The organism is Mycobacterium sp. NGS15 (assembly GCF_059813245.1).
In genome coordinates, this window is the sequence record NZ_JCALEF010000003.1 from 508,177 (window position 1) to 534,109 (window position 25,933).

The 25,933-nt window shown below is 63.6% G+C and carries 33 protein-coding genes; 17 read left to right on the plus strand and 16 right to left on the minus strand.

The genetic code is table 11. The annotated features are described in order from the left end of the window. Nucleotides 1-7 precede the first annotated feature (7 nt). Together AC5Y5C_RS10120 and AC5Y5C_RS10125 are read right to left on the minus strand one after the other, a co-directional pair. On the minus strand, nucleotides 8-988 hold the full coding sequence (locus AC5Y5C_RS10120; protein WP_499971434.1) for a pirin family protein: 981 nt from the start codon (nucleotides 986-988) through the stop codon (nucleotides 8-10). Between the two features lie 51 nt (nucleotides 989-1,039). Further along, nucleotides 1,040-1,636 carry a TetR/AcrR family transcriptional regulator gene (locus AC5Y5C_RS10125; RefSeq protein ID WP_499971436.1) on the minus strand — a complete coding sequence of 199 codons (597 nt, stop codon included), beginning with the start codon at nucleotides 1,634-1,636 and terminating at the stop codon, nucleotides 1,040-1,042. A gap of 96 nt (nucleotides 1,637-1,732) precedes the next feature. On the opposite strand from AC5Y5C_RS10125, the gene AC5Y5C_RS10130 reads away from it, so the two are divergent. From AC5Y5C_RS10130 to AC5Y5C_RS10150, 5 genes are all read left to right on the plus strand, one after another. Further along, nucleotides 1,733-2,113, plus strand: coding sequence for a DUF4345 domain-containing protein (locus AC5Y5C_RS10130; RefSeq protein ID WP_499971438.1), 381 nt, complete (start codon nucleotides 1,733-1,735; stop codon nucleotides 2,111-2,113). 97 nt (nucleotides 2,114-2,210) lie between these two features. Further along, nucleotides 2,211-3,083 (plus strand): LLM class flavin-dependent oxidoreductase, encoded by an 873-nt coding sequence (locus AC5Y5C_RS10135; RefSeq protein WP_499971440.1) that lies wholly within the window; start codon nucleotides 2,211-2,213, stop codon nucleotides 3,081-3,083. Nucleotides 3,084-3,164: 81 nt separating this feature from the next. Beyond that, the gene (locus tag AC5Y5C_RS10140) at nucleotides 3,165-3,617 is read left to right on the plus strand and encodes a VOC family protein (RefSeq protein ID WP_499971442.1); all 453 of its coding nucleotides are present in this window, start codon (nucleotides 3,165-3,167) and stop codon (nucleotides 3,615-3,617) included. Further along, nucleotides 3,614-3,961, plus strand: a complete 348-nt coding sequence (locus AC5Y5C_RS10145) for an ArsR/SmtB family transcription factor (RefSeq protein ID WP_499971444.1) — start codon at nucleotides 3,614-3,616, stop codon at nucleotides 3,959-3,961. Before AC5Y5C_RS10140 ends, AC5Y5C_RS10145 begins: the two co-directional genes overlap by 4 nt. Continuing rightward, nucleotides 3,961-4,431 (plus strand): SRPBCC domain-containing protein, encoded by a 471-nt coding sequence (locus AC5Y5C_RS10150; protein WP_499971445.1) that lies wholly within the window; start codon nucleotides 3,961-3,963, stop codon nucleotides 4,429-4,431. Before AC5Y5C_RS10145 ends, AC5Y5C_RS10150 begins: the two co-directional genes overlap by 1 nt. A 4-nt stretch (nucleotides 4,432-4,435) precedes the next feature. Here the strand turns inward: AC5Y5C_RS10150 and AC5Y5C_RS10155 are convergent, their stop codons facing one another. Continuing rightward, on the minus strand, nucleotides 4,436-5,860 hold the full coding sequence (locus AC5Y5C_RS10155) for an alpha/beta hydrolase (RefSeq protein WP_499971446.1): 1,425 nt from the start codon (nucleotides 5,858-5,860) through the stop codon (nucleotides 4,436-4,438). 39 nt (nucleotides 5,861-5,899) lie between these two features. On the opposite strand from AC5Y5C_RS10155, the gene AC5Y5C_RS10160 reads away from it, so the two are divergent. Then, entirely contained in the window at nucleotides 5,900-6,445 is a 546-nt protein-coding gene (locus AC5Y5C_RS10160; protein ID WP_499971448.1) for a hypothetical protein, read from the plus strand. 4 nt (nucleotides 6,446-6,449) lie between these two features. On the opposite strand, the gene AC5Y5C_RS10165 is transcribed toward AC5Y5C_RS10160, so the two are convergent. The 3 genes from AC5Y5C_RS10165 to AC5Y5C_RS10175 are packed head-to-tail and all read right to left on the minus strand — an operon-like array spanning nucleotide 6,450 to nucleotide 8,619. Further along, nucleotides 6,450-7,013 (minus strand): hypothetical protein, encoded by a 564-nt coding sequence (locus AC5Y5C_RS10165; protein WP_499971449.1) that lies wholly within the window; start codon nucleotides 7,011-7,013, stop codon nucleotides 6,450-6,452. Between the two features lie 43 nt (nucleotides 7,014-7,056). Continuing rightward, nucleotides 7,057-7,836: an SGNH/GDSL hydrolase family protein gene (locus tag AC5Y5C_RS10170; protein ID WP_499971451.1), complete on the minus strand. Its 780-nt coding sequence runs from the start codon at nucleotides 7,834-7,836 to the stop codon at nucleotides 7,057-7,059. 9 nt (nucleotides 7,837-7,845) lie between these two features. Continuing rightward, nucleotides 7,846-8,619, minus strand: coding sequence for an HAD family hydrolase (locus tag AC5Y5C_RS10175; RefSeq protein WP_499971453.1), 774 nt, complete (start codon nucleotides 8,617-8,619; stop codon nucleotides 7,846-7,848). 88 nt (nucleotides 8,620-8,707) lie between these two features. On the opposite strand from AC5Y5C_RS10175, the gene AC5Y5C_RS10180 reads away from it, so the two are divergent. Further along, a complete protein-coding gene (locus tag AC5Y5C_RS10180) occupies nucleotides 8,708-10,219 on the plus strand; it encodes an FAD-binding oxidoreductase (protein ID WP_499971455.1) in 1,512 nt (503 codons plus the stop codon). Here AC5Y5C_RS10180 and AC5Y5C_RS10185 read toward each other — a convergent pair. The 3 genes from AC5Y5C_RS10185 to AC5Y5C_RS10195 all read right to left on the minus strand — a co-directional run bounded on the left by AC5Y5C_RS10185 (nucleotide 10,216) and on the right by AC5Y5C_RS10195 (nucleotide 12,012). Beyond that, nucleotides 10,216-10,875: an MBL fold metallo-hydrolase gene (locus tag AC5Y5C_RS10185; RefSeq protein WP_499971457.1), complete on the minus strand. Its 660-nt coding sequence runs from the start codon at nucleotides 10,873-10,875 to the stop codon at nucleotides 10,216-10,218. The two genes, AC5Y5C_RS10180 and AC5Y5C_RS10185, sit on opposite strands and share 4 nt — an antisense overlap. A 68-nt stretch (nucleotides 10,876-10,943) precedes the next feature. Next, nucleotides 10,944-11,396 carry an SRPBCC family protein gene (locus AC5Y5C_RS10190; protein ID WP_499971459.1) on the minus strand — a complete coding sequence of 151 codons (453 nt, stop codon included), beginning with the start codon at nucleotides 11,394-11,396 and terminating at the stop codon, nucleotides 10,944-10,946. A 28-nt stretch (nucleotides 11,397-11,424) separates the two neighbouring features. Further along, nucleotides 11,425-12,012, minus strand: a complete 588-nt coding sequence (locus tag AC5Y5C_RS10195) for a TetR/AcrR family transcriptional regulator (RefSeq protein ID WP_499971461.1) — start codon at nucleotides 12,010-12,012, stop codon at nucleotides 11,425-11,427. Between the two features lie 96 nt (nucleotides 12,013-12,108). Here AC5Y5C_RS10195 and AC5Y5C_RS10200 point away from each other — a divergent pair, with 96 nt between their 5' ends. From AC5Y5C_RS10200 to AC5Y5C_RS10225, 6 genes are read left to right on the plus strand one after another with little or no spacing between them, the layout of a single operon-like run. After that, nucleotides 12,109-12,639 (plus strand): DUF4242 domain-containing protein, encoded by a 531-nt coding sequence (locus AC5Y5C_RS10200; protein ID WP_499971463.1) that lies wholly within the window; start codon nucleotides 12,109-12,111, stop codon nucleotides 12,637-12,639. Then, a complete protein-coding gene (locus tag AC5Y5C_RS10205; protein WP_499971465.1) occupies nucleotides 12,636-13,685 on the plus strand; it encodes an acyl-CoA dehydrogenase family protein in 1,050 nt (349 codons plus the stop codon). Before AC5Y5C_RS10200 ends, AC5Y5C_RS10205 begins: the two co-directional genes overlap by 4 nt. Then, the gene (locus AC5Y5C_RS10210) at nucleotides 13,661-14,389 is read left to right on the plus strand and encodes an ABC transporter ATP-binding protein (protein ID WP_499971467.1); all 729 of its coding nucleotides are present in this window, start codon (nucleotides 13,661-13,663) and stop codon (nucleotides 14,387-14,389) included. Before AC5Y5C_RS10205 ends, AC5Y5C_RS10210 begins: the two co-directional genes overlap by 25 nt. A gap of 23 nt (nucleotides 14,390-14,412) precedes the next feature. After that, nucleotides 14,413-15,555 carry an ABC transporter substrate-binding protein gene (locus tag AC5Y5C_RS10215; protein WP_499971866.1) on the plus strand — a complete coding sequence of 381 codons (1,143 nt, stop codon included), beginning with the start codon at nucleotides 14,413-14,415 and terminating at the stop codon, nucleotides 15,553-15,555. Then, a complete protein-coding gene (locus AC5Y5C_RS10220) occupies nucleotides 15,552-16,376 on the plus strand; it encodes an ABC transporter permease (RefSeq protein ID WP_499971469.1) in 825 nt (274 codons plus the stop codon). The genes AC5Y5C_RS10215 and AC5Y5C_RS10220 overlap by 4 nt, the downstream gene beginning before the upstream one ends. 40 nt (nucleotides 16,377-16,416) lie before the next feature. Next, the gene (locus AC5Y5C_RS10225; RefSeq protein ID WP_499971471.1) at nucleotides 16,417-16,668 is read left to right on the plus strand and encodes a hypothetical protein; all 252 of its coding nucleotides are present in this window, start codon (nucleotides 16,417-16,419) and stop codon (nucleotides 16,666-16,668) included. Between the two features lie 7 nt (nucleotides 16,669-16,675). Here AC5Y5C_RS10225 and AC5Y5C_RS10230 read toward each other — a convergent pair whose 3' ends face one another. Both AC5Y5C_RS10230 and AC5Y5C_RS10235 read right to left on the minus strand, forming a co-directional pair. Then, entirely contained in the window at nucleotides 16,676-17,329 is a 654-nt protein-coding gene (locus AC5Y5C_RS10230) for an enoyl-CoA hydratase-related protein (protein ID WP_499971473.1), read from the minus strand. Further along, nucleotides 17,326-17,985 carry a TetR family transcriptional regulator gene (locus AC5Y5C_RS10235; protein WP_499971474.1) on the minus strand — a complete coding sequence of 220 codons (660 nt, stop codon included), beginning with the start codon at nucleotides 17,983-17,985 and terminating at the stop codon, nucleotides 17,326-17,328. Before AC5Y5C_RS10235 ends, AC5Y5C_RS10230 begins: the two co-directional genes overlap by 4 nt. 135 nt (nucleotides 17,986-18,120) lie before the next feature. On the opposite strand from AC5Y5C_RS10235, the gene qcrB reads away from it, so the two are divergent. Genes qcrB through AC5Y5C_RS10250 form a run of 3 tightly spaced genes read left to right on the plus strand, consistent with a single transcriptional unit; the run spans nucleotide 18,121 to nucleotide 20,456 of the window. Continuing rightward, a complete protein-coding gene (gene qcrB, locus AC5Y5C_RS10240; RefSeq protein ID WP_499971476.1) occupies nucleotides 18,121-19,707 on the plus strand; it encodes a cytochrome bc1 complex cytochrome b subunit in 1,587 nt (528 codons plus the stop codon). 45 nt (nucleotides 19,708-19,752) lie between these two features. Beyond that, entirely contained in the window at nucleotides 19,753-20,154 is a 402-nt protein-coding gene (locus AC5Y5C_RS10245; RefSeq protein ID WP_499971478.1) for a guanyl-specific ribonuclease, read from the plus strand. Then, nucleotides 20,151-20,456 (plus strand): barstar family protein, encoded by a 306-nt coding sequence (locus AC5Y5C_RS10250; protein ID WP_499971480.1) that lies wholly within the window; start codon nucleotides 20,151-20,153, stop codon nucleotides 20,454-20,456. The genes AC5Y5C_RS10245 and AC5Y5C_RS10250 overlap by 4 nt, the downstream gene beginning before the upstream one ends. 65 nt (nucleotides 20,457-20,521) lie before the next feature. On the opposite strand, the gene katG is transcribed toward AC5Y5C_RS10250, so the two are convergent. The 4 genes from katG to AC5Y5C_RS10270 all read right to left on the minus strand — a co-directional run bounded on the left by katG (nucleotide 20,522) and on the right by AC5Y5C_RS10270 (nucleotide 24,623). Continuing rightward, a complete protein-coding gene (gene katG / locus AC5Y5C_RS10255) occupies nucleotides 20,522-22,738 on the minus strand; it encodes a catalase/peroxidase HPI (protein ID WP_499971482.1) in 2,217 nt (738 codons plus the stop codon). 36 nt (nucleotides 22,739-22,774) lie between these two features. Then, nucleotides 22,775-23,233: a Fur family transcriptional regulator gene (locus tag AC5Y5C_RS10260; RefSeq protein WP_499971484.1), complete on the minus strand. Its 459-nt coding sequence runs from the start codon at nucleotides 23,231-23,233 to the stop codon at nucleotides 22,775-22,777. A 142-nt stretch (nucleotides 23,234-23,375) separates the two neighbouring features. Then, nucleotides 23,376-23,783 (minus strand): MarR family winged helix-turn-helix transcriptional regulator, encoded by a 408-nt coding sequence (locus AC5Y5C_RS10265; RefSeq protein ID WP_499971868.1) that lies wholly within the window; start codon nucleotides 23,781-23,783, stop codon nucleotides 23,376-23,378. A 174-nt stretch (nucleotides 23,784-23,957) separates the two neighbouring features. Beyond that, entirely contained in the window at nucleotides 23,958-24,623 is a 666-nt protein-coding gene (locus AC5Y5C_RS10270; RefSeq protein ID WP_499971486.1) for a GNAT family N-acetyltransferase, read from the minus strand. 243 nt (nucleotides 24,624-24,866) lie between these two features. Here AC5Y5C_RS10270 and ripD point away from each other — a divergent pair, with 243 nt between their 5' ends. Beyond that, nucleotides 24,867-25,421, plus strand: coding sequence for an NlpC/P60 family peptidoglycan-binding protein RipD (ripD, locus tag AC5Y5C_RS10275; protein WP_499971488.1), 555 nt, complete (start codon nucleotides 24,867-24,869; stop codon nucleotides 25,419-25,421). Between the two features lie 34 nt (nucleotides 25,422-25,455). On the opposite strand, the gene AC5Y5C_RS10280 is transcribed toward ripD, so the two are convergent. Continuing rightward, complete coding sequence (locus AC5Y5C_RS10280) at nucleotides 25,456-25,902, minus strand: SRPBCC family protein (RefSeq protein ID WP_499971490.1); 447 nt, start codon at nucleotides 25,900-25,902, stop codon at nucleotides 25,456-25,458. Nucleotides 25,903-25,933: the final 31 nt, after the last annotated feature.

The following is a 25,933-nucleotide window of genomic DNA, read 5'->3' on the forward strand; positions in this document are numbered from 1 at the left end:
TCCGTGGTTAGCGCACGACGTGCGGCATCAGCGCATTCGGAGGAATAGCGCCGAACCTGCCCGCCTGATAGTCCTCGACCGCCTGAATCAACTCGGCCTTGGTGTTCATCACGAATGGCCCGTAGGCCACGATACGCTCACGGATGGGGCGGCCGCCAAGTAGCAGCACTTCCAATGCCGGGCGGTTACCGTCCTGATCCGCCTTGGCCTGCACCGTGATCCGGTCGCCGGGGCCCAGCACGGCGAGCTGCCCCTGCTCGATCGGGTGGCCCAATGCGCCCACTGTGCCACGTCCGGACAGAACGTAGACGAGCGCGTTGAACTCCCGATTCCAGGGCACGTTCAGCCGTGCGCCGGGATGGATCGTCGCATGCGCCAGGGTGATTGGCGTATGCGTGTTGCCCGGACCATGAAGCGGCCCGATGTCTCCGGCAATGATCCGCACCAGCGCGCCGCCATCGGGCGAACTCACCAGCGTGTTTTGCTCTCCCTCGATGGCCTGATAGGCCGGAGTCAGGAACTTGTCGCGGGCCGGCAGGTTGACCCAGAGCTGGATGCCGTGGAAGATTCCACCACTCTCCACCAATTCGGCTGGGGGAGTTTCGATATGCAAGATTCCCGACCCAGCGGTCATCCACTGGGTGGCCCCGTCGTGAATGAGCCCGCCTCCACCATGGGAGTCCTGATGAGCGAACTTCCCGTCGATCATGTAGGTGACGGTTTCGAAGCCGCGATGCGGATGCCAATCCGTTCCGCGCGGCTCGCCCGGTTCATATTCGACCTCACCCATTTGGTCCATGTGTATGAATGGGTCCAACTCGGCGGACGGCACTCCGCTGAAGGCGCGCACAACGGGGAAGCCTTCGCCCTCGTATCCACGGGGCCCGCTGGTGACGGATCGCACCGGACGTTCGGTATCGGAGGGCTCGGGCACGGGGATGCGCGGCAGAGTCAGGGCGTCCGTTGGCGACACGGTAATGGCTGGCATGCAAACCTCCTGTGAGTGTTCTTATACCCGTCAACCGGACCGTGGTCCGCTTTATTCCGGCGGCGCACCCTCAGTGATGAGCGCGGCCGAGGCCGCAGCCGCGGCCGTCTCACCCGCCGCCAGTAGCGGCTCCGGGCTGCGCAGCGCCCGGCTCAACACGAACGCACCCTCCAGACTGGTGATGAATCCCAGCATGAGGCGCCGGCGCACCTCATACGGCAGACCTGATCCGGCGATACGTTCGGCACCCCGATCAATCCAGTCCGTGAAGACGTCGGCGGTGGCACGACGCAGAAGGTCATCGGTACTAGCCACTTCGAGGGCGATGGTGGCGATGGGGCAGGCGTCGGCATAGTCGGTCGCGATGAGATTGTCGGCCGCGGCAGCGAACGCGGTACGGATGGTGGCCGGCAGGTCGGGGCCACCCTGATCGAAGATCGCCAGCACCAGATCTCGATACATCCCCCCAGCGGTCCGAATCACCTCGTCGGCAAGTTGCACCTTGCCCCCGGGAAAGAAGTGGTAGATCGATCCGAAGGGTGCACCCGCGCTCAGCGCGATCTGCTTAAGGCCGGTACCAGCCATCCCCTGCCGACGGAACAACTCGCAGGTGGCGGCGACGATGCGGTCGCGGGTGTCGGCGGGCATGGTGGGTCCTTTCGGGGCCTTGTATCCGGCTTCGTCGCATTGTACGGTCCTCACTAGAACGTTCTATCAAGTGCGGGCGACGCGGAGGACGCAGTGATGAGCAAAGTGCTGAAGTATCTGGCGATCCTGACCGGTGTGATCTGCCTGGCCATCGGCCTCTATCACGTCGCCGGCGGAGCCGCGACGGTATTCGGCGGGGGTGACATTACCGCCAGCACCGACAGCCAGGAGCGGTTCTTCGCCGGGCTGTTCGCCGTGTACGGCGCGGCCTGGATCTGGGTGGCCCGCCGGTCGCCTATTCCCGGCATCGCGATCCGCTTCCTCGCCGCGGGTCTGCTGGCGGGCGGGCTTGGCCGGGTGGCCTCGCTGATCGACCGGGGACAGCCCCACCCGTTTTGGATCGTCATGCTCGCCGTTGAAATCCTCATTCCCGCACTGTTTTTCGCGATCGCGAGCGCCGACGAGAAGAACCCCTGACCCCGTAAAACCAATATGCGAGTTCAGATTTCGCAACCGCTAGAGTGCGTAGTATCGAGAGCGCAATGCGCTTTCCCGGGCACTCCAGGAGGAATCTATGCGGTTCACCTTCGCCGAGGCGATGACCGACACGTCGTACTACATCCCCTTGGCGCAAGCCGCCGAGGCGGCGGGATACGACGGCATGACCATTGCCGACAGCCTGGCGTATCCCTATGAGTCGGATGCGAAGTATCCGTACACGCCCGACGGGAACCGCGAATTCCTGGAAGACAAACCGTTCATCGAGGCATTGACGCTCACCGCGGCGCTCGGCGCGGTGACCTCGACGCTGCGCTTCAACATCTTCGTGCTCAAATTGCCGATCCGGCCGCCTGCGCTGGTGGCCAAGCAGGCATCGTCCATCGCCACACTGACCGGTAACCGCCTTGGCCTCGGCGTGGGTACCAGCCCATGGCCAGAGGACTACGAGCTCATGAACGTGCCGTTCGCCAAACGCGGTAAGCGCATGGACGAGTGCATCGAGATCATTCAAGGGCTCACTACCGGTGACTACTTCGAGTTCCACGGTGAGTTCTACGACATTCCCAAGACCAAGATGCGCCCCGCGCCCACCCAGCCCATTCCGATCCTCATCGGTGGACACGCCGACGCCGCATTGCGCCGCGCCGCACGCTGCGATGGCTGGATGCATGGTGGCGGCACCGAGGATCTGGACGAGCTGCTCGCCAAGCTCAACCGGTTCCGCGGGGAGGATGGAAGCGCCGATAAGCCGTTTGAGATCCATGTCATTTCCATCGACGGGTTCACCGTCGATGGCGTGAAGCGCCTGGAGGACAAGGGCGTAACCGATGTCATCGTCGGCTTCCGCATCCCGTACATCGTCGGGCCGGACACCGAGCCGCTGGACACCAAGATCAAGAATCTGGAGAGCTTCGCCGAGCGTGTCATCTCCAAGGTCAATCCCTAGCGATCCTTTGCGCGAGCAGGGGAGCATCTGCCGCTCGCGCGGCCATTGACAGATATTCAACGCAGGCGTTAAATATCAACCATGAGCACACGTCCTAGCTTGGCCTCGGCGGTCGTCTACCAGGACCCGTCGGCAGCCCTTGACTGGCTGGAGAAAGCCTTTGGTTTCGAACGGTCCATGGTCATCACCGACAACGACGGCAAGCTTGAACATTCCGAGATGCGTTTCGGGGATAGCTATCTCATGGTCGGATCTGAATGGGACACCAGCGTGGCCAGCCCCAAGACGGTCGGCGGCAGGTGTACGCAAACGATCCATGTTCAGATTGACAGCGATATCGACGCGCACTGCGAGCAGGCCGAGGCGGCCGGGGCCAAGATCTTGATGCGCCCGGCCGACCAGTTCTACGGCGATCGGGTGTACCGCGCGCAGGATCCCGAGGGGCACGTCTGGACCTTCGGTCAGCCGGTGCGGACCGTCTCACGCGAGGATGCGGAAAAAGCGAGCGGTCTGAACATCGAGGGCTGGGTTTGACCCGGCCCTCTCCGGAACTCGCGAGCATAGATCGCACACTCACCGCGCTGGCCGATCCCAATCGACGCAGGATCGTCGAGGTGCTGAGGGATCGACCATGCCGCGCGGGCGAGATCGCACAAGCCGTCGGCCTGAGCCCCGCAGCGCTCAGCAGGCACCTGCGGACGCTCAAGGCCAGCGAGCTGGTCGAGGAATCTCACCCCGAATTCGACGCGCGAGTACGCATCTACACATTGCGGCCCGCTCCCATGGCAGAACTGAAGACATGGCTCGGCGAGGTCGAGAAGCTCTGGGCCACACAACTGTTGGCATTCAAGGATCACATCGAGCGAGAGCAAAAGTGATGGCGTCACGCGTGCTGGTGTCGCTTCGGGTACGCGCCACCCCGGAGCGCGCATTCGAGGTATTCGTCAACGACATCGGAATCTGGTGGCAGCCCAACACACTGTTCCGATTCACTCGGCGCCGCGGCGCCCTCGCGATCGAACCGGGGCTCGGCGGCCGCTTCGTCGAGTCATACCAGGACGGCACCGAGTTCGAAATCGGCAGGATCACGACGTGGGAACCCGGGCGGAGACTGGGCCTGACCTGGCGTCAGGACAGCTTCACCGAAGATCAGATGACGACCGTCGAGGTGCGGTTTGAACCGATCAGTGACGAAACCCGGGTGACAGTCGAACATCTCGGCTGGGAGTCGGTTCCGCAGGACCATGTTGCCCGCCATACCTTTCCCGACGGACTGTTCCTGCGCCGCCACGGCGAGTGGTGGCAGGTGCTTCTGGAGTCGCTGCGGAACCGGGCCGGCGTGGCGTAGGTTCTCAGCGGCTTCCCGGGGTGTGGAGCTGCGCCACCAGCCATGGCAGTGCGTCCGAGAACGTTCGACTGGCGAACTGCCAGGTATGCCCGCTGATCATCTGGTGGATGGTGCAGGAGATCTGAACCTGTTGCGCCGCTGCACACAGATCCGCGGCGGCACCGTCCCGATCATTGTCCGTCACATCGTCATGCCCACCGACCCCCGTCGGGGTGTCGGCCGTTGGGCGCTTTACACCACTTGGCTTTTTGCTGTCCGCCGGAGGTATCGCGTCCTCGAACCAGCCCGTGACGCCGGTATACGGACCATGTTTGGCCATGACGGTGCGCGGATCGAAGGCGTCCCATCGGGCAGCATCACCGCCATACAACCGCTCTATCGTCTGTTGCTTGGTTCCGGCGGTGGGACCGTGGTCGCCGGCGATATCGACGAATGTGGAAAACAGCTCCGGATGCATGACCGTCAGGTCAATGGCGCAGGTGCCGCCCATCGACCATCCGAGAACCGCCCAGTTGGCCGGATCAGCCGACCCGTCGAACTCCGAGACCACATAGGGACGAACATCTTCGGTGAGGTGATCGGCCGCGTTGCCACGTGGGCCGTTGACACATTCGGTGTCGTTGTTGAAACTTCCCGCAACGTCCACGAAGACGAATATCGGCGCTTGTCCACCGTGGGAATTGGCATAGTCGTCGATCATCCGGGTGGCGTTACCCGTGCGAATCCAATCGGCCGGAGTATTGAACTCACCGGCGATCATCATCACCACCGGCAGCCGCGGCGGCGTATCGCCCGCGAACCAGGCCGGAGGGAGATAGACGTATTCGCCTCGATGCTTGAAGCCGCTTGCGTCGCCGGGGATGTCGACGTCGACAAGCTTTCCGGTACCGGGATTCGAATTACGCAGACCCGCAAGCTCACTGATTCCGACCTCGTTGGGCAGAGGACCCGCAGAGACCGCACCCCACGCTGCCTGCACGGTGGGGTAGTAGCCCACCCAGCCGTTGAGCGCGACGAGTGCCGCGAGCAGGGTCAGCGGGATGGCCAACACGGATACACCACGACGCCACCAGTGCGCACTCCGGAAGCCGATGACGGCAACCGCGACGGACGTGACGAACACGCCGATCCATATCCATAATTTGAAGGGCGCCGGATCAGATGCCAGCCCTTCGGAGTTCATGTACATCCACGCCGCAAACGCACCCGCCGTGCCTGCGGCTACGCTCACGGGCACCCACAGCAGGCGCCACCGGCGGGTGCGCCATCCGATGACCACCAGCAAGATGACGACGGCTAGCACCTGTACGACTAGGGGAAACCAGCCACCGAGGGCCGAAATCCCGTGGCTGTACTGATGGAAGTCGTTGGCAGGCAGCTGTGGAATAGGAGTCGGCGCCGGAGGCGGCATCGGCGTAGTCGGTGGCACGCTGACATTGTGATGAGGTTTCCTGGGAGGAAGCTGGACATGACCGAGAGTTATCTATCGGACGAGACGATCGCGGCGCTCTCCGCCGAGGAGCGACGCGACCTGATCCAGCGGCTGGAACGCCCGCTCAGCGAGGTGGCACCCCCGAATCTGGCGCGATTTCGCGCGCTGCGACTGGGTTTGATGATCGGCGGTTCGATCGCATTGATTCCATGGATCACCTACCTGGCGTTCACGCTGCCGGAAAACTATGTGGCACAGCGGTGGACGGCGACGTGGGTCGGCTTCGATCTCTTGCTGGTGACATTCATGGCGGCGACCGCCGTGTTAGGTCTGCTGCGTCGCCAGTTGCTGGTGCTGACCGCGTTTACCACCGGTGTGCTGCTGATCTGCGACGCGTGGTTCGACGTGATGACGGCCGGCCCCGCGGAGCTGCGATGGGCGATCCTGGCCGCAGTCGTCGCGGAATTACCGCTCGCCGCGGTGATGATCCGGGGAGCGATACTGATCACGCGGCTGACGATGACGCGGCTGTGGGCCATCGACCCGGGCGTGCCCCTCTGGCGGGTGCCGTTGCTGCCCTGACCGATCACCAGCAGTGGGCGAACCCATCACAGTATTGCGGGAACCGATCGACGGGCACGTCGAGAGGTTTCACGAACTGCAGGCTGAAGGGCTTCTTCGTCATCCCCGGCTGACCGCCGCATACCGCGCTGTGGATCGTGGTGTGCACCCCGGTAAGGGTCTCGTCGTTGAAGACGTACTTCTCCTGGGTGGGCGCGAAGGTCCCGTCCGGACAGGTCATGCCCTGCGGCCGCGCGTGCAGAAACGTCCATTGGTCGTCGACCAGCTTGGCCGGGGTGGAGTAGTTCTGCAGTCGGTCGTTGTGCTTGAGGATGTCGGGTGTCGCACTGGTGACGGTGAGAATGCAGCCGTCGGCCTGAATGGTGGGGTCGGTGTAGTCGGACTGGATGCGGGTGCCTGAGGCCTGCACGCAGACCGCGGACAGCGTCCAGGAAACCTCACCGAGCCCTTCCTCGATCATCCGGTACGTCCCATCCGGCGGGGGCGCAACAGCCGACGCCGGGCCGGCCAATCCGACTCCGATCGCAAGGGCGGAGACGGGAACCATGAGCAGGGAAGTTGTGCGCACAGAATCAAGTATCGCAATGCGGCCGACGGGTCACACCGCAACCTCAGTCATTAGACGCGCCGTCCAATACGGCCACGATCAGATCTGACACGGCAGTCATGCCGTCCGCGTTCGGGTGCAGCGGAGCCGGGCACCACGGCCACGGGAATCCGGGACGGGTAGTCCAGGGTCGCGCCGACCAGGCGTGATGGCCAGCGCTCACCGTCGACGCGTGCACGATCTCGCAGCCGGTGGCGTGGGCTGCGGCCGCGGTGGCCGCCGCCAGTTCCGCCGCGATGCGACGTGCGCTGGCGGTCTGGGCCTGGGTATAGGGCGGCGCGAGCTCACCTTCGGGTGGCAATAGCGTGAGGTAATCGACGAAGATCACCCGGGCCAGCGGTGCGCGGTTCCGCACCTGCTCACCCGTTGTGCGTAGAGATTCACCCACGTCCGCCAGGGCCGCATCCCGCTTGCCGGTGTCGAGCATGTCGATCAACCTGCCTCCGACCACAGGCAGGGCACGCAGGATGCGCGGCAGGCACGCGGCCAGCAAGAACGGGACATAACCGACATCGTTACCGCCGATCGTCACTGTCACCAGCTTCTCGGTGCCATCGAGTGCAGCGATCTGCGGTGCAGCACCGTTCTGCCGGTCGGTCAGGATATGTGCCGTAGTCGCACCCGAATAGGTGACATCGACCAGCTGATATCCCGTGCGTTCGGCAACGAGGTGTGGATAGTTGCGTGCCGAACGTCCAGCCAGCCGGGGTGAGCCGGGCGCACGCGGCCGGATTCCCGGTCCGGCCGCCATCGAACTTCCCAATGCCACATAGCGTCCTGCCATGATCCGCGCCTATCGGCGAATCAACCCGGCGAGCCTGCGCACCGACGAGCTCACGCCGTGAGGCCTCGGATCGTCCAACCGCAGGACCGGCCAGCCTTGTTTCGATGCCATGACGGCGAGCCGGCCGCGCGGGTTGACCGGGCAGGGCGCACCGACAAGTGACATGAGATCGATATCCTCCTCGCCGTCCGCATAGAAGTAACTGCTTTGCAAATCAATACCATTGGACTCACAGAACAGTTTGACCGCGGTCGCTTTGTTGCGTCCCCACACGATGGGTTTGCGAATATCACCCGTGAGGAGCCCATGATCGTCGAGGTCAAAGTGATTACACAGCACGTGGGTAATGCCGAGATGACGCGCTACCGGTTCGGCGTGAATGGTCAGCGCCGAAGAGCTCAGCATCACGGTGTGGCCCTGCTCCTGATGCGCCCGCACGCGCTCGCACATCTGCGGATAGATCATCGAGGCATTGTGCTGGTGGAAGATTCGTTCGCCGACGGCTTCGAGTTCGGCCAATGAGTCGCCACGCAGATATCCTGCGGCGCGCACCACCAAACGCTCGAACTCCATGCGGCCCAGCTTGTACCGGAACGTAGCCTCCAGCACGCCGAGCACTTCGCCGATGCTGGCCTGGCCACGGCGCATCCGATCACGGGCGTGTGCCGTCGGGGTGAATCCGGCCACGAGAGTGCCGTCGAGGTCGAAGAAGGCTCCTACCTGGGGCCCGGTCGGGCTGAGCGCTATGTCGGCCACCGGATCGGGTGCCGGGCTCACCGTCATATGGGCCAATCTACCGTTGCGCCCATCGCACGCCGGCCTTAGGCGACAAGATGGGGTATCCACCCGATAGTGGCCGACGGGAGCAGTGATGGACCCCCAACCGGATCGCCCGCGCACACCCGCGCTGTTCACCAGGCGCACTGTGCTATCTGCGGGGGCGGTCTTGTCACTTGGCGCAGCGGCGATCACCGGGTGTGCACCAAAACACTCAGTAGATGTACCGCTTATCCCTCGATGGGAAGATCTGCGCCGCAGGCTATCCGGCACTCTGACGATACGCGGGGAGGCCGGTTCGGACGAGGCCGCGCGGACGTTCAATCCACTCTTCGACGTGAATCAACCTGGCGCGGTGGCCTTTTGCACCTCCGAACAGGATGTAGCGCGTTGCGTGGAGTTCGCGTCTGGCACCGGGATACCCATTGCGGCCCGCAGTGGCGGCCACAGTTATGCCGGGTACTGCGTCCCGAACGACGGCCTGGTGGTAGATCTCGGGCGGATGGCAGCGGTCTCGGTGACCGGGACACAAGCCAGGGTCGGAACCGGCGCGCGCCTGATCGATGTCTACGCCGGCGTCGGGTCGGCAGGTCGGATGCTCGCCGGCGGCTCCTGTCCGACCGTCGGCATCGCCGGGCTGACCCTCGGGGGCGGCGTAGGGGTTCTCACCCGCAAGTTCGGGCTCACCTGTGACCAACTGATATCCGCTCGTGTGGTGACCGCCGACGGCAGAATCCGAGTGCTGTCATCAGACTCCGAACCCGAACTGTTCTGGGCCATCCGCGGGGTTGGCGGCGGAAACTTCTGCATTGCTACGGAGTTCACCTTCGATACCGCCGAGGCAACCGAACTTACGGTGTTCACGCTCGACTACGCGCCGGGAGACATGGCCGCGATCATGCACCGGTGGCTGCTGTTCATGGACGATGCACCCGATGAACTGTGGACAACACTGCACGCCGTGGCCGGTGCCGCACCGCAATGCCGGATCGTGGGATGTATCGGCAAGGCCGACAGTCCACGTGCCCTGGTCGATGCTCTCCGCAGTGCAATCGGCATCGGCCCATCTGATCAATTCGTCACCGGCATGACCTTTCTCGATGCCATGAAATTCATGGGTGGATGCTCCACGCTGACTGTGGCTCAGTGTCATCCAGCATGGACCGGCACCGGGACGGGGCAGCTGCAGCGCGAGGCGTTTGTGGCGTCCTCCCGGATGGTCCCGCACGCAGCGATCGACACCGCCGAAATTGAGGCACTCCTGGTCGGCGACCACGGGCTCACCTTCGTCGTCGACAGCCTCGGAGGTGCCGTGCGCCGAGTTTCCGCCAACGCCACCGCCTTCCCCCATCGGCAGGCGGCCGCATCCATCCAGATCTACCACGGAGTCGGCGCAGAGCCCTCCGCCGCATATCGCCGCGTGGACGAGGCACGTGATCGGCTCGGGGAGATCTGCGGCACCGCCGCCTACGTGAACTACATCGATCCCCGGCTGCCCGATTGGGCCGCGGCCTATTACGGGGATAACCTGGCGCGGCTGCGACATATTGCTTCGGCCTACGATCCGAACGGAGTGTTCGGGTTCACGCAGGCTGTTCGCCCCTAATCGCGCCGCACACTCTGCCGCGCCTGTGCGATGAACGCGCGCCAACGGCCTTCCGGAAGCTCATACACCGCGGAGTTCCCGCCGTAGGCGCTCGAGATGACGATGTCCGGGTCTAGGCTGCCCAGCAGTTCCAGGCTCCTCGACAACTCATCGGCACTGCCGCGCCCGGGGACCAGGAAGGTGGACCACGCGCCACCCTCGGTGGGGAACATGGTGTCCCCGGTGAAGAGGTACTTGTCGCCGTCCGCACCCGTCACCAGATAGCTTGTGCTGCCGGCGGAATGCCCCGGCGTGGGGATGGCCTCTACACCATTGTCGTCCACGTGACGTTCGTCGATGGCAACATCGAGTTCCGCGTGCTCACCAATCTCTTTCCGCTCATGAGCGGATGCGTGCAGTCGAGACCCGAACCGCCGTTTAACGACGGAGAGCATGGGTCCGGCCTCGTCCTGATGCGACAGGTACTGGTGGGCCACCCCGCCCAGCTCTGCGATCGCCTCGAAGTCGGCCTCGGTGGCGGGACAGTAGAACAGCACGTTCCCGCCGGGACGGGTCCACAGGTAGGCGTGGGTGGTCAACCCGGGGAATGGACTGTCTCTGCGTGTCTCCCACAGATCTGATCGAATCTGGCGCACATTCGATGTCGTCGTTGTCATGAAGCCCAGTCTTCAGCCTCAAGTGAACTTGAGGTCAAGGGCTTGAAACCCGGATTATTGGGCCGAGGCTAAGCGGGTGACTCGGCGAGTGCCGCGAGCCTGTCCACCGAGTCCTGCAGCCGCTCCGCCGTGGTATTACGAGCCCGGGGCAGCCTCTTCTCGTCGGTGAGATTCGTCCAGTCATACGTATGGGTCACCCGGGTACGGCCGTCGCCAAGCGGCTCCAGTTCCCATCGCCACAGGTGACCAGGCGGTTTCTTGCTCACCTCCGAGGGCAACCACGCTATCCTGCGCGCCTCCTCGAACTCCACGATGTGGTTGTCGCGAACGGCACCGTTGGTGAGGGTCATCACGAATACATCACCCACACCGTGAACACGTTGTCCGGGGGCGGCCTCGGCAAGATTCTCGTTGCCATCCCATTCACGCTGCCGTGCGGCATCCGCGATGAGCTCGAAGATCACCGCCGCCGGGGCATCCACCTCGCGACTCGCCGAGACCACTCTGACATCCTCAGTCATACGGCCCATCCAACCAGAATCCTGCCCTCTAACCGATCGATTCACGAGCGAGTTTGCGCGCCAGCGTTATCGGCGCCACAGATTTCTCCATCTTGGACGCGGTGAGCGCACCGTCGTAGAACAGCTGCACTCGTTGGGCGATGCCGTCCGGGCGTGATAGCCCGGCCTCGCGCAGCAGTGCTGTCACGGTCGCACGAAACCACGCACGATGCGTTCGCACCGGTTCCCATTCCGTTCCGGGGAATTCGGTGGCGGCATTGGCATACAGACATCCGCGGAAGTCTCTGGTCTTCGCGGCAGCGGCGGCCAGATCAAAGAATGCCAGGATCTTTGCAATCGGATCGCGCTGTGTGGCGACCGCCGCAGTCCAGCGGTTGCGATCACGCTGATCCAATTCTTCGAGGTAGGCGACGATAAGTGCATCCTTGGAGCCGTAGCTGCTGTACAGACTCGCTTTGGCAACTCCGGCCTCGCGCAGGATCTGGTCGATTCCCACCGCTCGAATTCCCTGCACTGCAAAGAGATCTGCGGCGGCGCGAAGCAGTCGATCAGCAGGTGCGAGCACACGCGGAGCCAAGGCGGCTTCGGCGGCCGAATGTGCTGTCGTGGGACTCATGAGAGCAGGGTAGCCCACCTGGCCTACGTAGACAGACCGGTCTGTCCATGGAACTGTCGCACATCGAAGCCGCCCACCGAAGTTAGGAAGAATGACGTGACGCTGCACCTCTACGAGATCGCCCTTGCCCCTGCCGATAGGACCGATGCCACACAACTTCTCAAGGACATCGATGGGCGAGTCCATCGCGGTGGCGGCGACTTGATCGAAGCGCAGGTGACACGCGAGACCCGTCGCATCTTCGTCATCGCCGAGTTCACGGGCGACGCGACGCGGTTGGATGCGGATTCCCTGCGCGTCGAGACGGTTTCGGGGCCGCACCCGGTTCGTCTTGTCGGTGCCGACCTCGACCAGCTGAAGTCCGCGCGACCTGCCGCCGGGTACCTGGTGGAGTGGGATCTACCCGCGGATCTGGATATGCAGACGTATCTGGCACGCAAGAAGACCAAGGCGCCAAAGTACGCCGACGTGCCCGAAGTTAGCTTCCTGCGCACCTACGTCCGTGAAGACATGGACAAGTGCCTGTGCTTCTACGACGCGCCTGACGAGGAGGCCGTGCTCCGGGCCCGCAAGGCCGTCGACACCCCGGTCGACAGACTGCACGGGCTGGGAGATATTTCGCTATGACGGCGGTCGTGGCCAAGCGCATCGACGCGGCCCTGGAACGCGTCGGTGCCCAGGTGGCCGCTCGCGCGGCCGCTCTGGACGCGGATGAGACTGACGTACGAGCCGATATCGCCGCCTTGGGCGCAGCGGGCCTGTTCGACGCGGGTCTTGCCGGTGCTGACCTCGCATCCATGGTGCGGGTGATCGAACGGATAGCCACAAGCAGTCTGGCAGTGGGCTTCTCGGCATGGGCACATCGCATGACCATCGAATATGTGAGCCTGGCCCCGCAGGATTTTCGTGCCGCACATCTGCCCGCACTGATGGCAGGGAGCCGCCCCGGAGTCACCGCGATGGCGGCCGGGCTCAAACAGGTTGCGGGGTTGGGGGAGGTGCCGCTGCGCGCCACGACACATCCCAACGGCCTACGGATCACCGGCCCGATCCGATGGGCTTCCAACGTGTTCCCCGATGCGTTGATGGTGCTACCCGCCTGCACGGCGGACGGAGCCACCTTCGTGGTGGCGGTCGACGTCACCGCGGACGGGATACGTATCGAGCCACCACCGAACCTGATGGCATTGACCGCCACGGCCTCCACATCTCTGCAACTGGACAATCTCCATGTTCCTGCCGAGAACGTCATCAGCACAGACCTGCGAGGCTTCGTCGCCCGAATCCGACCGGCTTTTCTCCTGCTCCAGACCGCCTTCTGTGTAGGAGTCAGCGGCGCGGCACTTCACGGCGCGCAATCCGCGCGTGGCGAGCTCACCGGACAGTTCACCGCCGAACTGGACGCGCTCCTGCAGCGGAATCATGCACTGCGAGATCGTCTCTACACCTTTGCGGCCGAACCATTCGATCCGAGCATCGCCGAGCTTCTCCGACTCCGGCTCGACGCCGCCGGCCTCGCCGGTCAGGCGTCGCGGTTGGAGGTCACCTTGACCGGCGGTGCCGGCTACGCGCTGGGAACCTCGGCGAACCGGCGGTTTCGCGAGGCCGCCTTCCTGCCCATTCAATCACCTTCGGAAGGACAGCTGCGGTGGGAACTGAAGCGGTACGAATAACAAGCGGCACCAGGTTTTTCGGGGCAACGGCCGCCTTCCGTGAGATCGATGTCCACGTGACATCCGGCGAGTTCGTGGCCGTCCTGGGCCCAAGCGGAAGTGGCAAGTCCACGCTGTTGCGCGTACTCGCAGGTTTGGAAGAACTCAGCAGCGGAACCGTCGTTTGGGCATCGGACGGCGAGCGACCACGGACGGGCGTCGTGTTCCAGGACGCCTTGCTGATGCCGTGGCTCACCGTCGCGGAGAACATCGCGTTCGCCAAGCGATTCGCGGCGCACCGCAGCGGCTTCGACGACGCCTACGTGGAAGACTTGGTCGGGCGTTTCGGAATACGGCGGCTCTCGGACCGCTATCCCGGTCAATTGTCCGGCGGTCAGGCCCAACGTGTCTCGATTCTGCGCGCGGTGGCGACCCGGCCACGGTTATTGCTGCTGGATGAACCGTTCAGCGCACTGGATCCCGCCACGCGAGCGGACCTACAGTCCTGGCTGGCAGATCTGGCCGCCGAGCTGGCCGTCACAGTCATCCTGGTGACCCATGACGTCGATGAAGCATTGAGGCTCGCGCACAGGGTGGTCCTCTTGGGCAACAACGGGCGGATACGCCAAGAGTGGACGCTCGACAGCAGCGCCGCGCAGCGGCGTGGCCGGATACGTCAAGAAATCCTTGCCCAGTATCACCCGGCGGAGACGGGGACCGAGTGAGCGGCATTATCTCGCGGCGGTCCGTGCTTGCGGGAGCCGCTGGAATAACCACCACAGCAGGACTTTTCGGTGGTGCTGGACTGATTCGCGCCGCCGCGTCCGACGCCTCGAACACTACCTCCCAATTGCGCATCGGATATCTACCGATCACCGACGCAGCACCGTTGCTCCTCGCTCACGCGGCGGGGATGTATCCGGCCGGTGCCGTAAGCGCCACCAAACCGGTGTTGTTCCGCAGCTGGGCCGCGTTGGCCGAGGCATTTATGGCACGGCAGATCGATGTGGCGCATCTGCTGATGCCCATGGCGATTCAGCTCCGACAGGTGCTGGGGGAGGGCGTACGCGTGCTCGGGTGGAACCACACCAACGGATCGGCGCTCACCGTGGCTCCCGATATCCAACACGTGGACGATCTTGCGGGCACGCAGGTGGCCATTCCATTCTGGTGGTCGATTCATAACATTGTCTTGCAAGAGCTGTTGCGCAGCCACGGGTTACGGCCGGTGATTCGGAGCACCGCATCCCGCAGCCGGCGCACCGTAGAGCTCGTCGTGATGAGCCCCTCCGATATGGTGCCGGCGCTGGCCAATCGATCTATCGGGGGATATGTCGTCGCCGATCCGTTCAACGCCATCGCACAGATCAAGAAGATCGGACGGATACACACGTTTCTCGGCGACGTGTGGCGCGACCATGCCTGCTGTGTCCTCGTGACGCGCGATGATGTGATTGCCGGCCGCGCGTCGGCCTTGCAGGGTGTCACCGACGCGGTGGTGGCGGCTCAGCTGCGAATCAATGAAGACAGGAAGTCGGCGGCAAGCACGCTTGGCGGCGGAAGGTACCTGCCGCAGCCGGTGGCGGCGGTGCAGACGGCATTGACCTACCCGAATCCGCCATACCCGCTGAAGCATCCGGATTGGTACCCACAGCGCCTTGGCTTCCAGCCGTTTCCCTATCGAAGCTTTACGCAGCGGTTGGTCGAGTCGATGCACGACACCGTCGTCGACGGCGACCGCGGATTCCTTGACCGGCTGGATCCAGCGCGGCTACACGATGACCTCGTCGACGACACCTTCGTCCGCACGGCGATCACCTCGTACGGGGGACCGGAGGCCTTCGGTATCACAGCCGATTTCACCCGAACAGAACAGGTACAGGCATTGTGAGCACCGTCGAGAGCACTCCTACGATCGTCCACGGCGGAGGAGCCGCACCGCGGAAACCACGGCTGCTCCCCAGGATCTGGCCTCCGGCACTTGCCCTTACGGCGAGCACCGCCCTGTGGTGGCTCGCGAGCTCGGTACTCAGCCAACCCCATTCGATGCTCCGGCAGACAGCTCCGGACAAAGCACTGCCCGCGGTCATCGATCTACTGAATCGCGGTGTCTTACTGCCGGATGTTGGAATCAGCTTGTGGCGCTTAATGGTCGGGCTCTGCGTTGCCACCGTGGTCGGCGTCCCGGCGGGTCTGCTGCTGGGCATGAGTACCACCGCCGAACGCGCCGCACGTCCCGTAATCCAGTTTCTGCGGATGATCTCACCGCTGTCGTGGACGCCGATCGCCGTGGCCGTGTTTGGGATCGGCAGTCAACCGGTCATTTTCCTCATCGCCGCGGCGGCGATATGGCCGATTCTCATCAACACCACGGCCGGCGTGCACGGCATCGAGCCCGGATACCTGCATGTGGCGCGGTCATTTCATGCCACCCGCATCGAGCTCCTCACCGCCGTGATACTCCCGGCTATCCGGGGCAGCATCCAGACTGGGGTGCGCATCGCACTGGGTATCGCGTGGGTCGTCCTTGTTCCCGCCGAAATGCTGGGCGTGCGATCCGGTGTGGGCTATCAAATCCTCAATGCACGCGATCAGCTGGCCTATGACCAGGTGGTGGCCGTCATTCTGGTGATCGGCGTGCTCGGATACGCCCTGGACGTTGCCGCGAGACGGGTACTGGCGCCGAGGTTTCGCACACCTCTTGCCGGGTAGGCTCACACGATCCGCTCTACCCATAACGGAGGTGGTCCAGATGAATTTGCTCACCCGCCGATTGATGATCGTCGCCGCTGGAACGCTGTTGCCGCTCGCCGTCGTCTCCGGCATCGCGCCGGCCAACGGCTCGACAGATCCCATGGTGCCCAACTGTCCGGACGGATGGTGGGACCCGGTGGCCAACACCTGCCGACCAGCGGTAGCGACAACGCCGTTGAACTGCGATGACGGATGGTGGTGGGATCCGGTGGGCAACGTGTGCCGCCCACCGGTCATTCCTCCTCAGTAAAGCCGCCTTACGCCGTCAGGGCAGCGGTGGTCGCGGCGAACATGGTGGTCTTGATGGTGCCCAGCGTTCCGCTGTTCTTGCCGGCCAGCGGTCTGATCAGATCGACTGCGACACTGAGTACTTCACCTTCGTCCGCAGTCCGGTCGGCCAGACCGGCAGCAACGGCGGCGTCTCCACCGTACCGGTGCCCGGTCGTCATCGCGGTGACCGCTGTCTGCGGGGTCACCTTGGCCTGGATGAGGCTCGCCATTCCAGGGGTGAACGGGATGTTGATATCAACCTCCGGGAAGCATAGGTACCCACGGTCAGATCGCATCACCCGGTAGTCGTGGGCGACGGCAAGCATCGCTCCCGCCCCGAACGCGTGGCCGTTGACCGCGGCGACGGTCGGCAGCGGGAGGGTGAGAACCCGGCTGAAGAGCGCGTGCACACGGCCGATGTACCAGTCCGTGCGATCACCGTGGGACATAAGCCAATCCAGATCGAGTCCGTTCGAATAGAACTTTCCGGTTCCCACGGTGACCAGTGGCTTGGCGTGCGCCAGTGCTTCGTCGAGCAGTCCATCGACAGTATCGAGCCAATCGGGGGAGAAGCGGTTCTCATCCGCGCCGAGGTTCAGAACCGCGATGGTGTCCTGAAGTTCGAGGGTGGGGGTCGTCACGTGCTTCCTTTCGTTGCGGCGTCCTTCGTTTTGGGGCGCACTGGGGGTGGTTCGAGAGCAAGAATGGCGCGCACCGCGGCCTCCAGACGTGAGCGTGCCGCCGCATCGGACCGGCGGCCTCCCCGCAGCAGCAGACCGGTCGGCAATCCCACGATGCAGTCCTCGATGACCTGAACCGCGCGGCCGTCCTCCCGGCCCCACAGCGCCCGCGACAATCGAATAAACAATGCGACGAGCATGGCGTCGACGCCTGCCATGGTGTCGGCGACGTCGTCAGGGACATCGGGGCCCAACAGGTCCTCGCGCCGCACACCGAGGACTAGCCGCGAGGATTCGGGGAAACGTTCCGCGAAGACGGCAGGGGTGTCGGCGGCCGCCACGACGGCGTTCACCGCGGCGACACGGACCGGCGCACCCGCCGCGAACGCTCCATCGACGGCCTCACGTTGCATGACGAGAAACCGTTCCGCGGCGCGCAACCAGGCCCTGCCGACCATCGCGCCACGCGACCCGAAGGCATGGTAGATCGCACCATTGGAGATCCCGGTCACCTGCGAAATCGCCCGCACCGTGACCGCCGCCGGGCCTTCGCCCACCGCGATCCGCTCGGTGGCATCAAGCAGATCGTCGACGGAATGTATGCGCGGTCGAGGCACACCCGCAGGGTAACAGAGCGCCCGCTCTATTACCCAAATGCCTAACTCGACAAATGTCCGACAATTACTACCGCAAGTAGTAATGACGTACTACCCTTCGTAGTAGGCGCAAAGTCTCTTCCCGAGGGAGCAGCTATGGGTCAAGCAACGGAGCTTGCCAGCGCGATCGACTCGCGCTACCGCGCGGCATCGAGCCTGCGCAGACAGATGAACAAGGTCTTCCCGACACACTGGTCGTTCCTCCTGGGCGAGATCGCGCTGTACAGCTTTGTGGTGCTGCTGCTCTCGGGCATCTATCTGGCGCTGTTCTTCGACCCGTCGATGGCCGAGGTCACCTACAACGGCGTCTATCAGCCGCTGCGCGGCGTGCAGATGTCCAAGGCCTACGAGAGTGCCTTGAATCTGAGCTTCGAGGTCCGCGGTGGCTTGTTCGTGCGACAGATCCACCACTGGGCCGCGCTGATGTTCGCGGCCTCAATCGTCGTGCACCTGGCGCGCATCTTCTTTACCGGCGCATTCCGCCGCCCCCGCGAGGCCAACTGGGTGATCGGCTCGGTCCTGCTGATCCTTGCCATGGCAGAAGGGTTCGCCGGATACTCACTACCCGATGATCTGCTGTCCGGCACCGGACTTCGCGTGGTCACCCAGGGCATGATGTCGCTACCGGTCATCGGCACCTGGATGCATTGGGCGTTGTTCGGCGGCGACTTCCCCGGAAATATCGTGCTACCAAGGCTTTACGCGCTACATGTGCTGCTCATTCCTGCCATCATGATCGCTCTCATCGGCGTGCACCTTGCGCTCGTGTGGTACCAGAAGCACACTCAATTCCCCGGCCCGCGTCGCACCGAGTCCAATGTTGTTGGGGTGAGGATCGTTCCGGTGTTCGCCCTCAAATCCGGTGCGTTCTTCGCCGTCGTGACGGCCGTTGTGGCACTCATGGGCGGCCTACTGCAGATCAATCCGGTCTGGAACCTCGGGCCCTACAAGCCATCCCAGGTAGCGGCCGGGTCGCCACCCGATATCTACCTGATGTGGACCGATGGTCTGCTGCGGCTCGTCCCGGATTGGGAGCTGTATATCGCTGGATACACCGTGCCGGCGGTGCTGTGGGGCGTGCTGGGCATCATGCTCGCGTTCACGGTGATTGTCGCTTGGCCCTGGATCGAGAGACGCATGACCGGCGACGGCGCCCATCACAACCTGCTGCAGCGTCCGCGTGATGCTCCGGTACGCACCGCGATTGGGGCAGCTGCCTTTTCGCTGTACATGCTGCTCACACTGTCGTGCATGAACGACATCATCGCCCTGAAGTTCCACATCTCGCTGAACGCGACAACATGGATCGGCCGCATCGGCACGCTCATCCTGCCGGCCATCGTGTACTACCTCGCCTACCGGTGGGCCATCGGCCTGCAACGCAGCGACCGCGCAGTCCTGGAACACGGCATCGAGACCGGCATCATCAAACGGCTGCCGCACGGCGAATACATCGAGATCCACCAGCCACTGGCCGGAGTCGACGAGCACGGCCACGCCATCCCCCTGGAATACCAGGGCGCGGCGGTACCTCAGCGCATGAACAAGCTCGGATCGGCCGGCGCACCCGGCACCGGCTCGTTCCTGTTCGCCGACCCCGCCGACGAGCAAGCCACACTGGCGGAGGCCGAACATACTTCCGCACATACCGAATTGGCCGTGCTGCGGGGAAGAACGAGGTAGCTATCGAGAGCTCAGTCGTCGACGACCACAAGTTCCAGCAGATGTATGCAGTACCGTCGAGGCATGTCACCGTGTTTGCGTGCCGTCGGCGCCGCGGTCCTCGCATTGGCCCTCATCGGTTGTACCGATCCCTTACCGGCGCGCGCCAGCATCTCCCAGTGCAATCTGTCCGAGCTACCGTCCGAGACCACCGGAACCGTGGACTTGATCCATGCCGGCGGACCGTTTCCGTATCCCCGCAACGACGGCGTCGTGTTCCAGAACCGCGAGAGGATACTGCCCTCCGAGCCCCGCGGGTACTACCACGAGTACACGGTCCGCACCCCAGGCAGTAAGACGCGCGGCACGCGGCGCGTCATCACCGGCGGCAATCCGCTGAACGATCCGCCGCACATCTACTACACGGGCGATCACTACCAGTCATTCTGTGAGGTTGACGGCGCATGAAGACCTATCTCGTCGATGGCTCCCGCGTCCGTACCCGGGCGGATTTCTTCACCGAGCTCGGCCGCGCGGTGAACGGTCCAGGCGGCTACTTCGGCAGCAACCTCGACGCCCTTGTCGATTGCCTTCGCGGCGGATTCGGCACACCCGAAGATCAGCCGTTCCGATTCGTGCTACAGGACGCGACGCGCATCAAGTCCGCGGTGGGGAAGAGGGACTGGGACGCCATCGAGGAGATCTTCGAAGAGGCTGGCGTACCGCTGACGACGCGTACTCAGACGAAAGACCCAGATGACAGACGTTGACCAGTCCTGACACATAGCGCGATGGCCGGCCCCCGAAGGAGCCGGCCACCCACATTCTGTGAATATCAGCGAATGTCGAACCGGTCCGCATTCGACACCTTGACCCACGCCGCGACGAAGTCCTTGACGAACTTCTCCTTGGCGTCGTCCTGTGCGTAAACCTCTGCAAGAGCACGCAGCTCGGAGTTCGCACCGAATACAAGATCCACCCGGCTCGCGGTCCACTTCGCCGCACCGCTGGCACGATCGGTTCCCACGTACGTGCCGTCGTCGGCTGACGACGGCGTCCACTCCGTACCCATGTCGACCAGGTTGACGAAGAAATCGTTCGTCAACGTTCCGGGATTCTCCGTGAGCACACCGAGCTCGGAGCCCTGGTAGTTGGCACCCAGCACGCGCAGACCGCCGACCAGAACAGTCAGTTCGGGCGGGGACAGCGCCAACAGGTTGGCTTTGTCGATCAACTTGTACTCGGCAGGAATCTGCGCACCCTTGCCCAGGTAGTTACGGAAACCATCGGCGGCCGGCTCCAGGTACGAGAACGACTCGACATCGGTCTGTTCCTGGGTCGCATCGCCACGTCCGGGTGTGAACGGCACGGCGATATCGAATCCGGCATCCTTGGCCGCCTTTTCGACCGCGGCAGCGCCACCGAGGACGACGAGATCGGCGAACGAAACCTTCTTGCCGCCGGCGTTGAAGGACTCCTGGATGCCCTCGAGCGTACGGATCACCTGGGCGAGCTCATCGGGCTCGTTGGACTCCCAGCCGGCCTGCGGCTGCAACCGGATACGGCCACCGTTGGCACCGCCGCGCTTATCGCTGTTGCGATACGAGGCAGCTGCCTTCCATGCTGTGGAAACAAGCTGCGGCACAGTGAGGCCGGAAGCGAGAACCTGCTTCTTCAGCTCGGCGACGTCATCGTCCCCGATGTTGGTTTCCGAGGCGGGGATGACATCCTGCCAGAGCAGGGTCTCCTTGGGCACCAACGGACCGAGGTAGCGAGTGACCGGTCCCAGGTCGCGGTGGATCAGCTTGTACCAGGCCTTGGCATAGGCGTCGGCCAGCTCTTCGGGATGGTCGAGCCAGCGCCGGGTGATCCCTTCGTAGATGGGGTCGAACCGCATCGATAGATCCGTGGTGAGCATCGAGGGGTGCGTCTTGCCCGTGCCCTGGGCCATCGGTACCGAGTTGGCCCAACCGCCATCCTTGGGCTTCCACTGATGTGCGCCGGCGGGGCTCTTGGTCAATTCCCACTCGTTGCCGTACAAAATCTCCAGAAAGCTGTTGTCCCACTTGGTGGGTGTGTGGGTCCAGGTGACTTCCAGACCACTGCCGATCGCGTCATTGCCCTTGCCGGAGCCGAACGAGCTCTTCCAGCCGATGCCCATCTGCTCCAGCGGCGCATCCTCGGGGTCCGGCCCGACCAGCCCGGCATCGCCCGCGCCGTGCGTCTTACCGAAGGTGTGACCACCGACGATCAGCGCCGCGGTTTCCTCGTCGTTCATCGCCATCCGGCCAAAGGTCTCGCGGATATCGATGGCGGCGGCCAGTGGATCCGGATTGCCGTTGGGGCCTTCGGGGTTGACGTAAATCAGCCCCATCTGCACCGCGGCAAGGGGGTTCTCCAGGTCGCGATCACCGGTGTAGCGCTCGTCGCCCAACCAGGTGTGTTCAGGACCCCAGTAGACATCCTGCTCGGGCTCCCAGCGGTCCTCGCGCCCGAACGCGAACCCAAAGGTCTTGAACCCCATGGTGTCCATGGCGTGGTTACCCGCGAAGACGATGAGATCGGCCCAGGACAGGGAGTTTCCGTACTTCTTCTTGACGGGCCACAGCAGCCGCCGCGCGCGATCCAACAGCACGTTGTCGGGCCAGCTGTTCAGCGGGGCGAACCGCTGCATACCGGCGCCCGCACCGCCCCGACCGTCAGCGACACGGTAGGTGCCTGCGGCATGCCACGACATACGAATGAACATCGGGCCGTAGTTGCCGAAATCAGCCGGCCACCAGTCCTGAGAGTCGGTCAGCACCCTGGAGACATCGGCTTTGAGCTCGTCGACATCGATCGTCTGTACGGCCTTTGCATAGTCGAAGTCCTCACCGAGGGGGTTCGCAGCAGGGGGATTCTTCTTGAGGATTTGCAGGTTGAGCTGGGTGGGCCACCATTCACGATTGGCGTTACCACCCTCAACGGGGTAGTTCAGACGACCGCCCGCAACGGGGCAACCGTTCGATGGCTGGTTGTTCGCCTCGGCAATGGGCGGGTGTTCTTCAGGCACAGCGATCCTTTCGGGAGGGGGTGATGTGGGCTGTGATCACGTGTGTGATCCCGAAATTCGTGTGGGCACTTGCGGGGAAGCGCAGTTGGGGCACAGGCCCCAATAAATGACCTCAGCCTCCTCGAGGATGAAACCGTTGTAGTCGGACGGGGTAAGGCAGGGCGCGGCGCCGACGGCGCAGTCGACGTCCGCGATGACACCGCACGAGCGGCATACGACATGGTGATGGTTGTCGCCGACGCGCGATTCGTACCGCGCGACGGAGCCCGAGGGCTGAATCTTGCGCACCAGGCCCGCCGAGGTCAGCGCCGCCAAGACGTCGTAGACGGCCTGCCGGGACACCTCAGGCAGGCCCGCCCTCACGACACCAAAAACAGTCTCGGTATCGGCGTGTGGGTTCGCTTCCACGGCCTCCAGGACGGCGACCCGGGGCCGGGTCACACGCAGGTCAGCGGTCCGCAGCAGGGCCGCGTACTCATCCGATGTGAAGGCCACGTCGTCAGTATGCCTCAATTATCTGGAATGAATCCAGGAAATTGACAAAAGAGTGGAGACGAGTTCGAAACCCGTCCGACCAGCACAAAGAGGCCGACAATAATGTTGACACCGAGCACTTCTGCACTCGACGCGGGCGGAATTACCTCGCCGACATCGTTTCGATGACACCACCGAGCAGCCTGCGCAGCTGAGCGCGATCTTTATCCGTCATGTTGGCCAGTATCTCGTCGTCATCCTCGCGCAGCGTGGCATCGGCACGCTCGAAGAGCTTCCGGCCTTTCGCCGTCAACTCGGTGGTCAGCACCCTGGCGTCGGCCTGTCGACGCGAACGATTCACCAGGCCCGCCTCTTCGAGCGAGCGCTGGACCAAACTGACCGCCTGGGGTGTGATGCGGAGCTCCGCGGCGATTTCAACATTGGATATCCCCGGTTGTGCGGACAGCACGGCCAGGCACTCCATCTGCGGAACGGTCACGCCAAAGTCGCGCACGATCACCGAGGCACGTGACCACAGCACTCGATAGATCTGAGACACCAGAATGCCCATCGGAGATTCCTCGTATGTGCTCATACCGCGCTAACAGTAGCGGACCTCGCCAATGTTCCACCGCCCGAAGCGGTACGGCCGGGCGGCGTGTCGTCCAGAAAATCCCCACCAATTCATCAGCGCATCAAGCACATTGATTAACACTCTTGATGAGCGCCCGGCCTACCTCGACACTCACGAAGGAGCGAACCCGGGGGCCCGCACCACCATGGGAACGGCGGGGAAGTATGCCGCCATCACCGACCGAGACTTCCGCAAAGCCGCTGTGCCGTAACCCTTCTTTCGATGATCGGGATGAACCCAGATCCGCACGTTGACCTCACCGTCGACCAGCTCGCCAAAGACGAGGCCCACCTTGCTGGGCCCTTCGATCGCGACGAACCAGGCCGCTTCCTCGTCATCGATGCGCGCCAGCGCCGCCCTCAGCTCTTCTTCCAGGCCGCCGGCTGGGGCGCCGGAACCGTCACCCGCCTGGCCCATCTCTTCGGTGCGGACCTCGAAAATATCGACATCGGCGTCTCCGGAGAACGGTCGCAGTTCGAGGCTGTCTCCCGAGCTCGCGGGACGCTCCATGAGGGTGAAGGTGAGCTGGCTGTTGAGATCCTCGAGCTCTGCGGCGTTCCTGCGGCGCTCATCCTTGGTCAGCTGGTCGAACGACATTCCCATGACCGCTTCGCCACCCAAGTGAGAAGTTCCCAGCAATGCAGCGATCGCATCGATGGCACTCTTTCGGTCATCGGCTTCCACAATCAGATCAAGTACGTCGTGACGCCGTTCGAACGCACTCGTGAGGGCGTCGGCAATCTCGCGGCGGGTGGCAAGGCGGTCGTGATCGGTCATGACGTCAGCCTACGACCGGCGGGCCGACCGCGCTCAAGAAACGTTGAGCGCAAGGGTTGACTTGTCGCCGCACCGCTTCGCTGTGTCACCGTTGGGTCACAGTACGACAACTCATTGGCCATGTCGCAGAACCTAATTGGGATCTTCAAGCTGTCCACGGTAGAAAGGATCTTGGTGGTCATCGCCGGCCGGAACGAACCACCCGGGAGTCAGAGCTCACGGCCGGAGAGAAGCGACAATCGAATGAAACGCACCTACGCAGTCATGCTCGGCATCGCCCTATTGTTGGCTACGCCGGGGCTGGCCTCCGCCGATGTTCCCAGGAGCCCCGCCGACACCCAGAAGACCATCAATGCGGTGATCGCCAGGGGTCTGTCCCAGCGTGGCGTGCCGTTCACGTATGGGGGCGGCAACACCGAAGGCCCAACCACGCGCACCGACACTGCGCCGGCCGCACCCGAGGCGACCACGAGCCTGCTCGGGCTGATCCCGGCACCAGTGGCCACGCCCGCCCCGAGGGTTCCGGGATTCGACGCCTCAGGGCTCATGGTGTACTCCTACGCCGCCGCGGGTATCAAGCTGCCCCGCCGGTCCGGCGATCAGTACAACGTCGGGCGGAAAGTACTTCCAGCACAGGCGCTTCCAGGAGATCTCATCTTCTACGGACCCGACGGTAGCCAGAGCGTGACGATGTTCCTCGGGAACAACCTCATGCTGGAAGCGTCCGAACCTGCGGTGCAGGTATCGCCGGTGCGCTTCAACGACATGGCCCCCTACCTGGTGCGCGTGATCGAGTAGTCACACCAGCGCGACCTAGCGCGACTTTCTGCAATCACCGCTCGCGCAGAAAGTCGTCAATCCGCTCCAGCACGGCGGGCCAGCCCACCAGGCATAGCTGCCTGAACCGCATCTGGTCATGTTCTTGCGGATCGAATCCGGTCGCCTCGACCGACAGTCGTGTGCCGTCCGAGTCCGGCTCCAGGGTCCAGCGCGAGTCGATGACAATCGAACCGTCACGGGTGGCCATCTGGTAGGCCAACACCTCATCGTCGACCACCTCGGTGAACCGGCCGTCAATCTCTCCGACGAATCCGCTTCCTACGAACGGGAAGACGCTAAATGAAAAGTTAAGCCCCGCCTCGTATTTCGTTGGCCCAAAATCTCTGACCCACTGCCCAAAGAACTGTGGCGAGGTAAGTATCGACCACACCCGATGGGCAGGATACGCGTAGTGGTACTCAAAGTTGACACTAGTGAGGCCCCCGACCTGCTCAGCCACCAAACACCCCTTTCGTGCGCACTGCCCATCG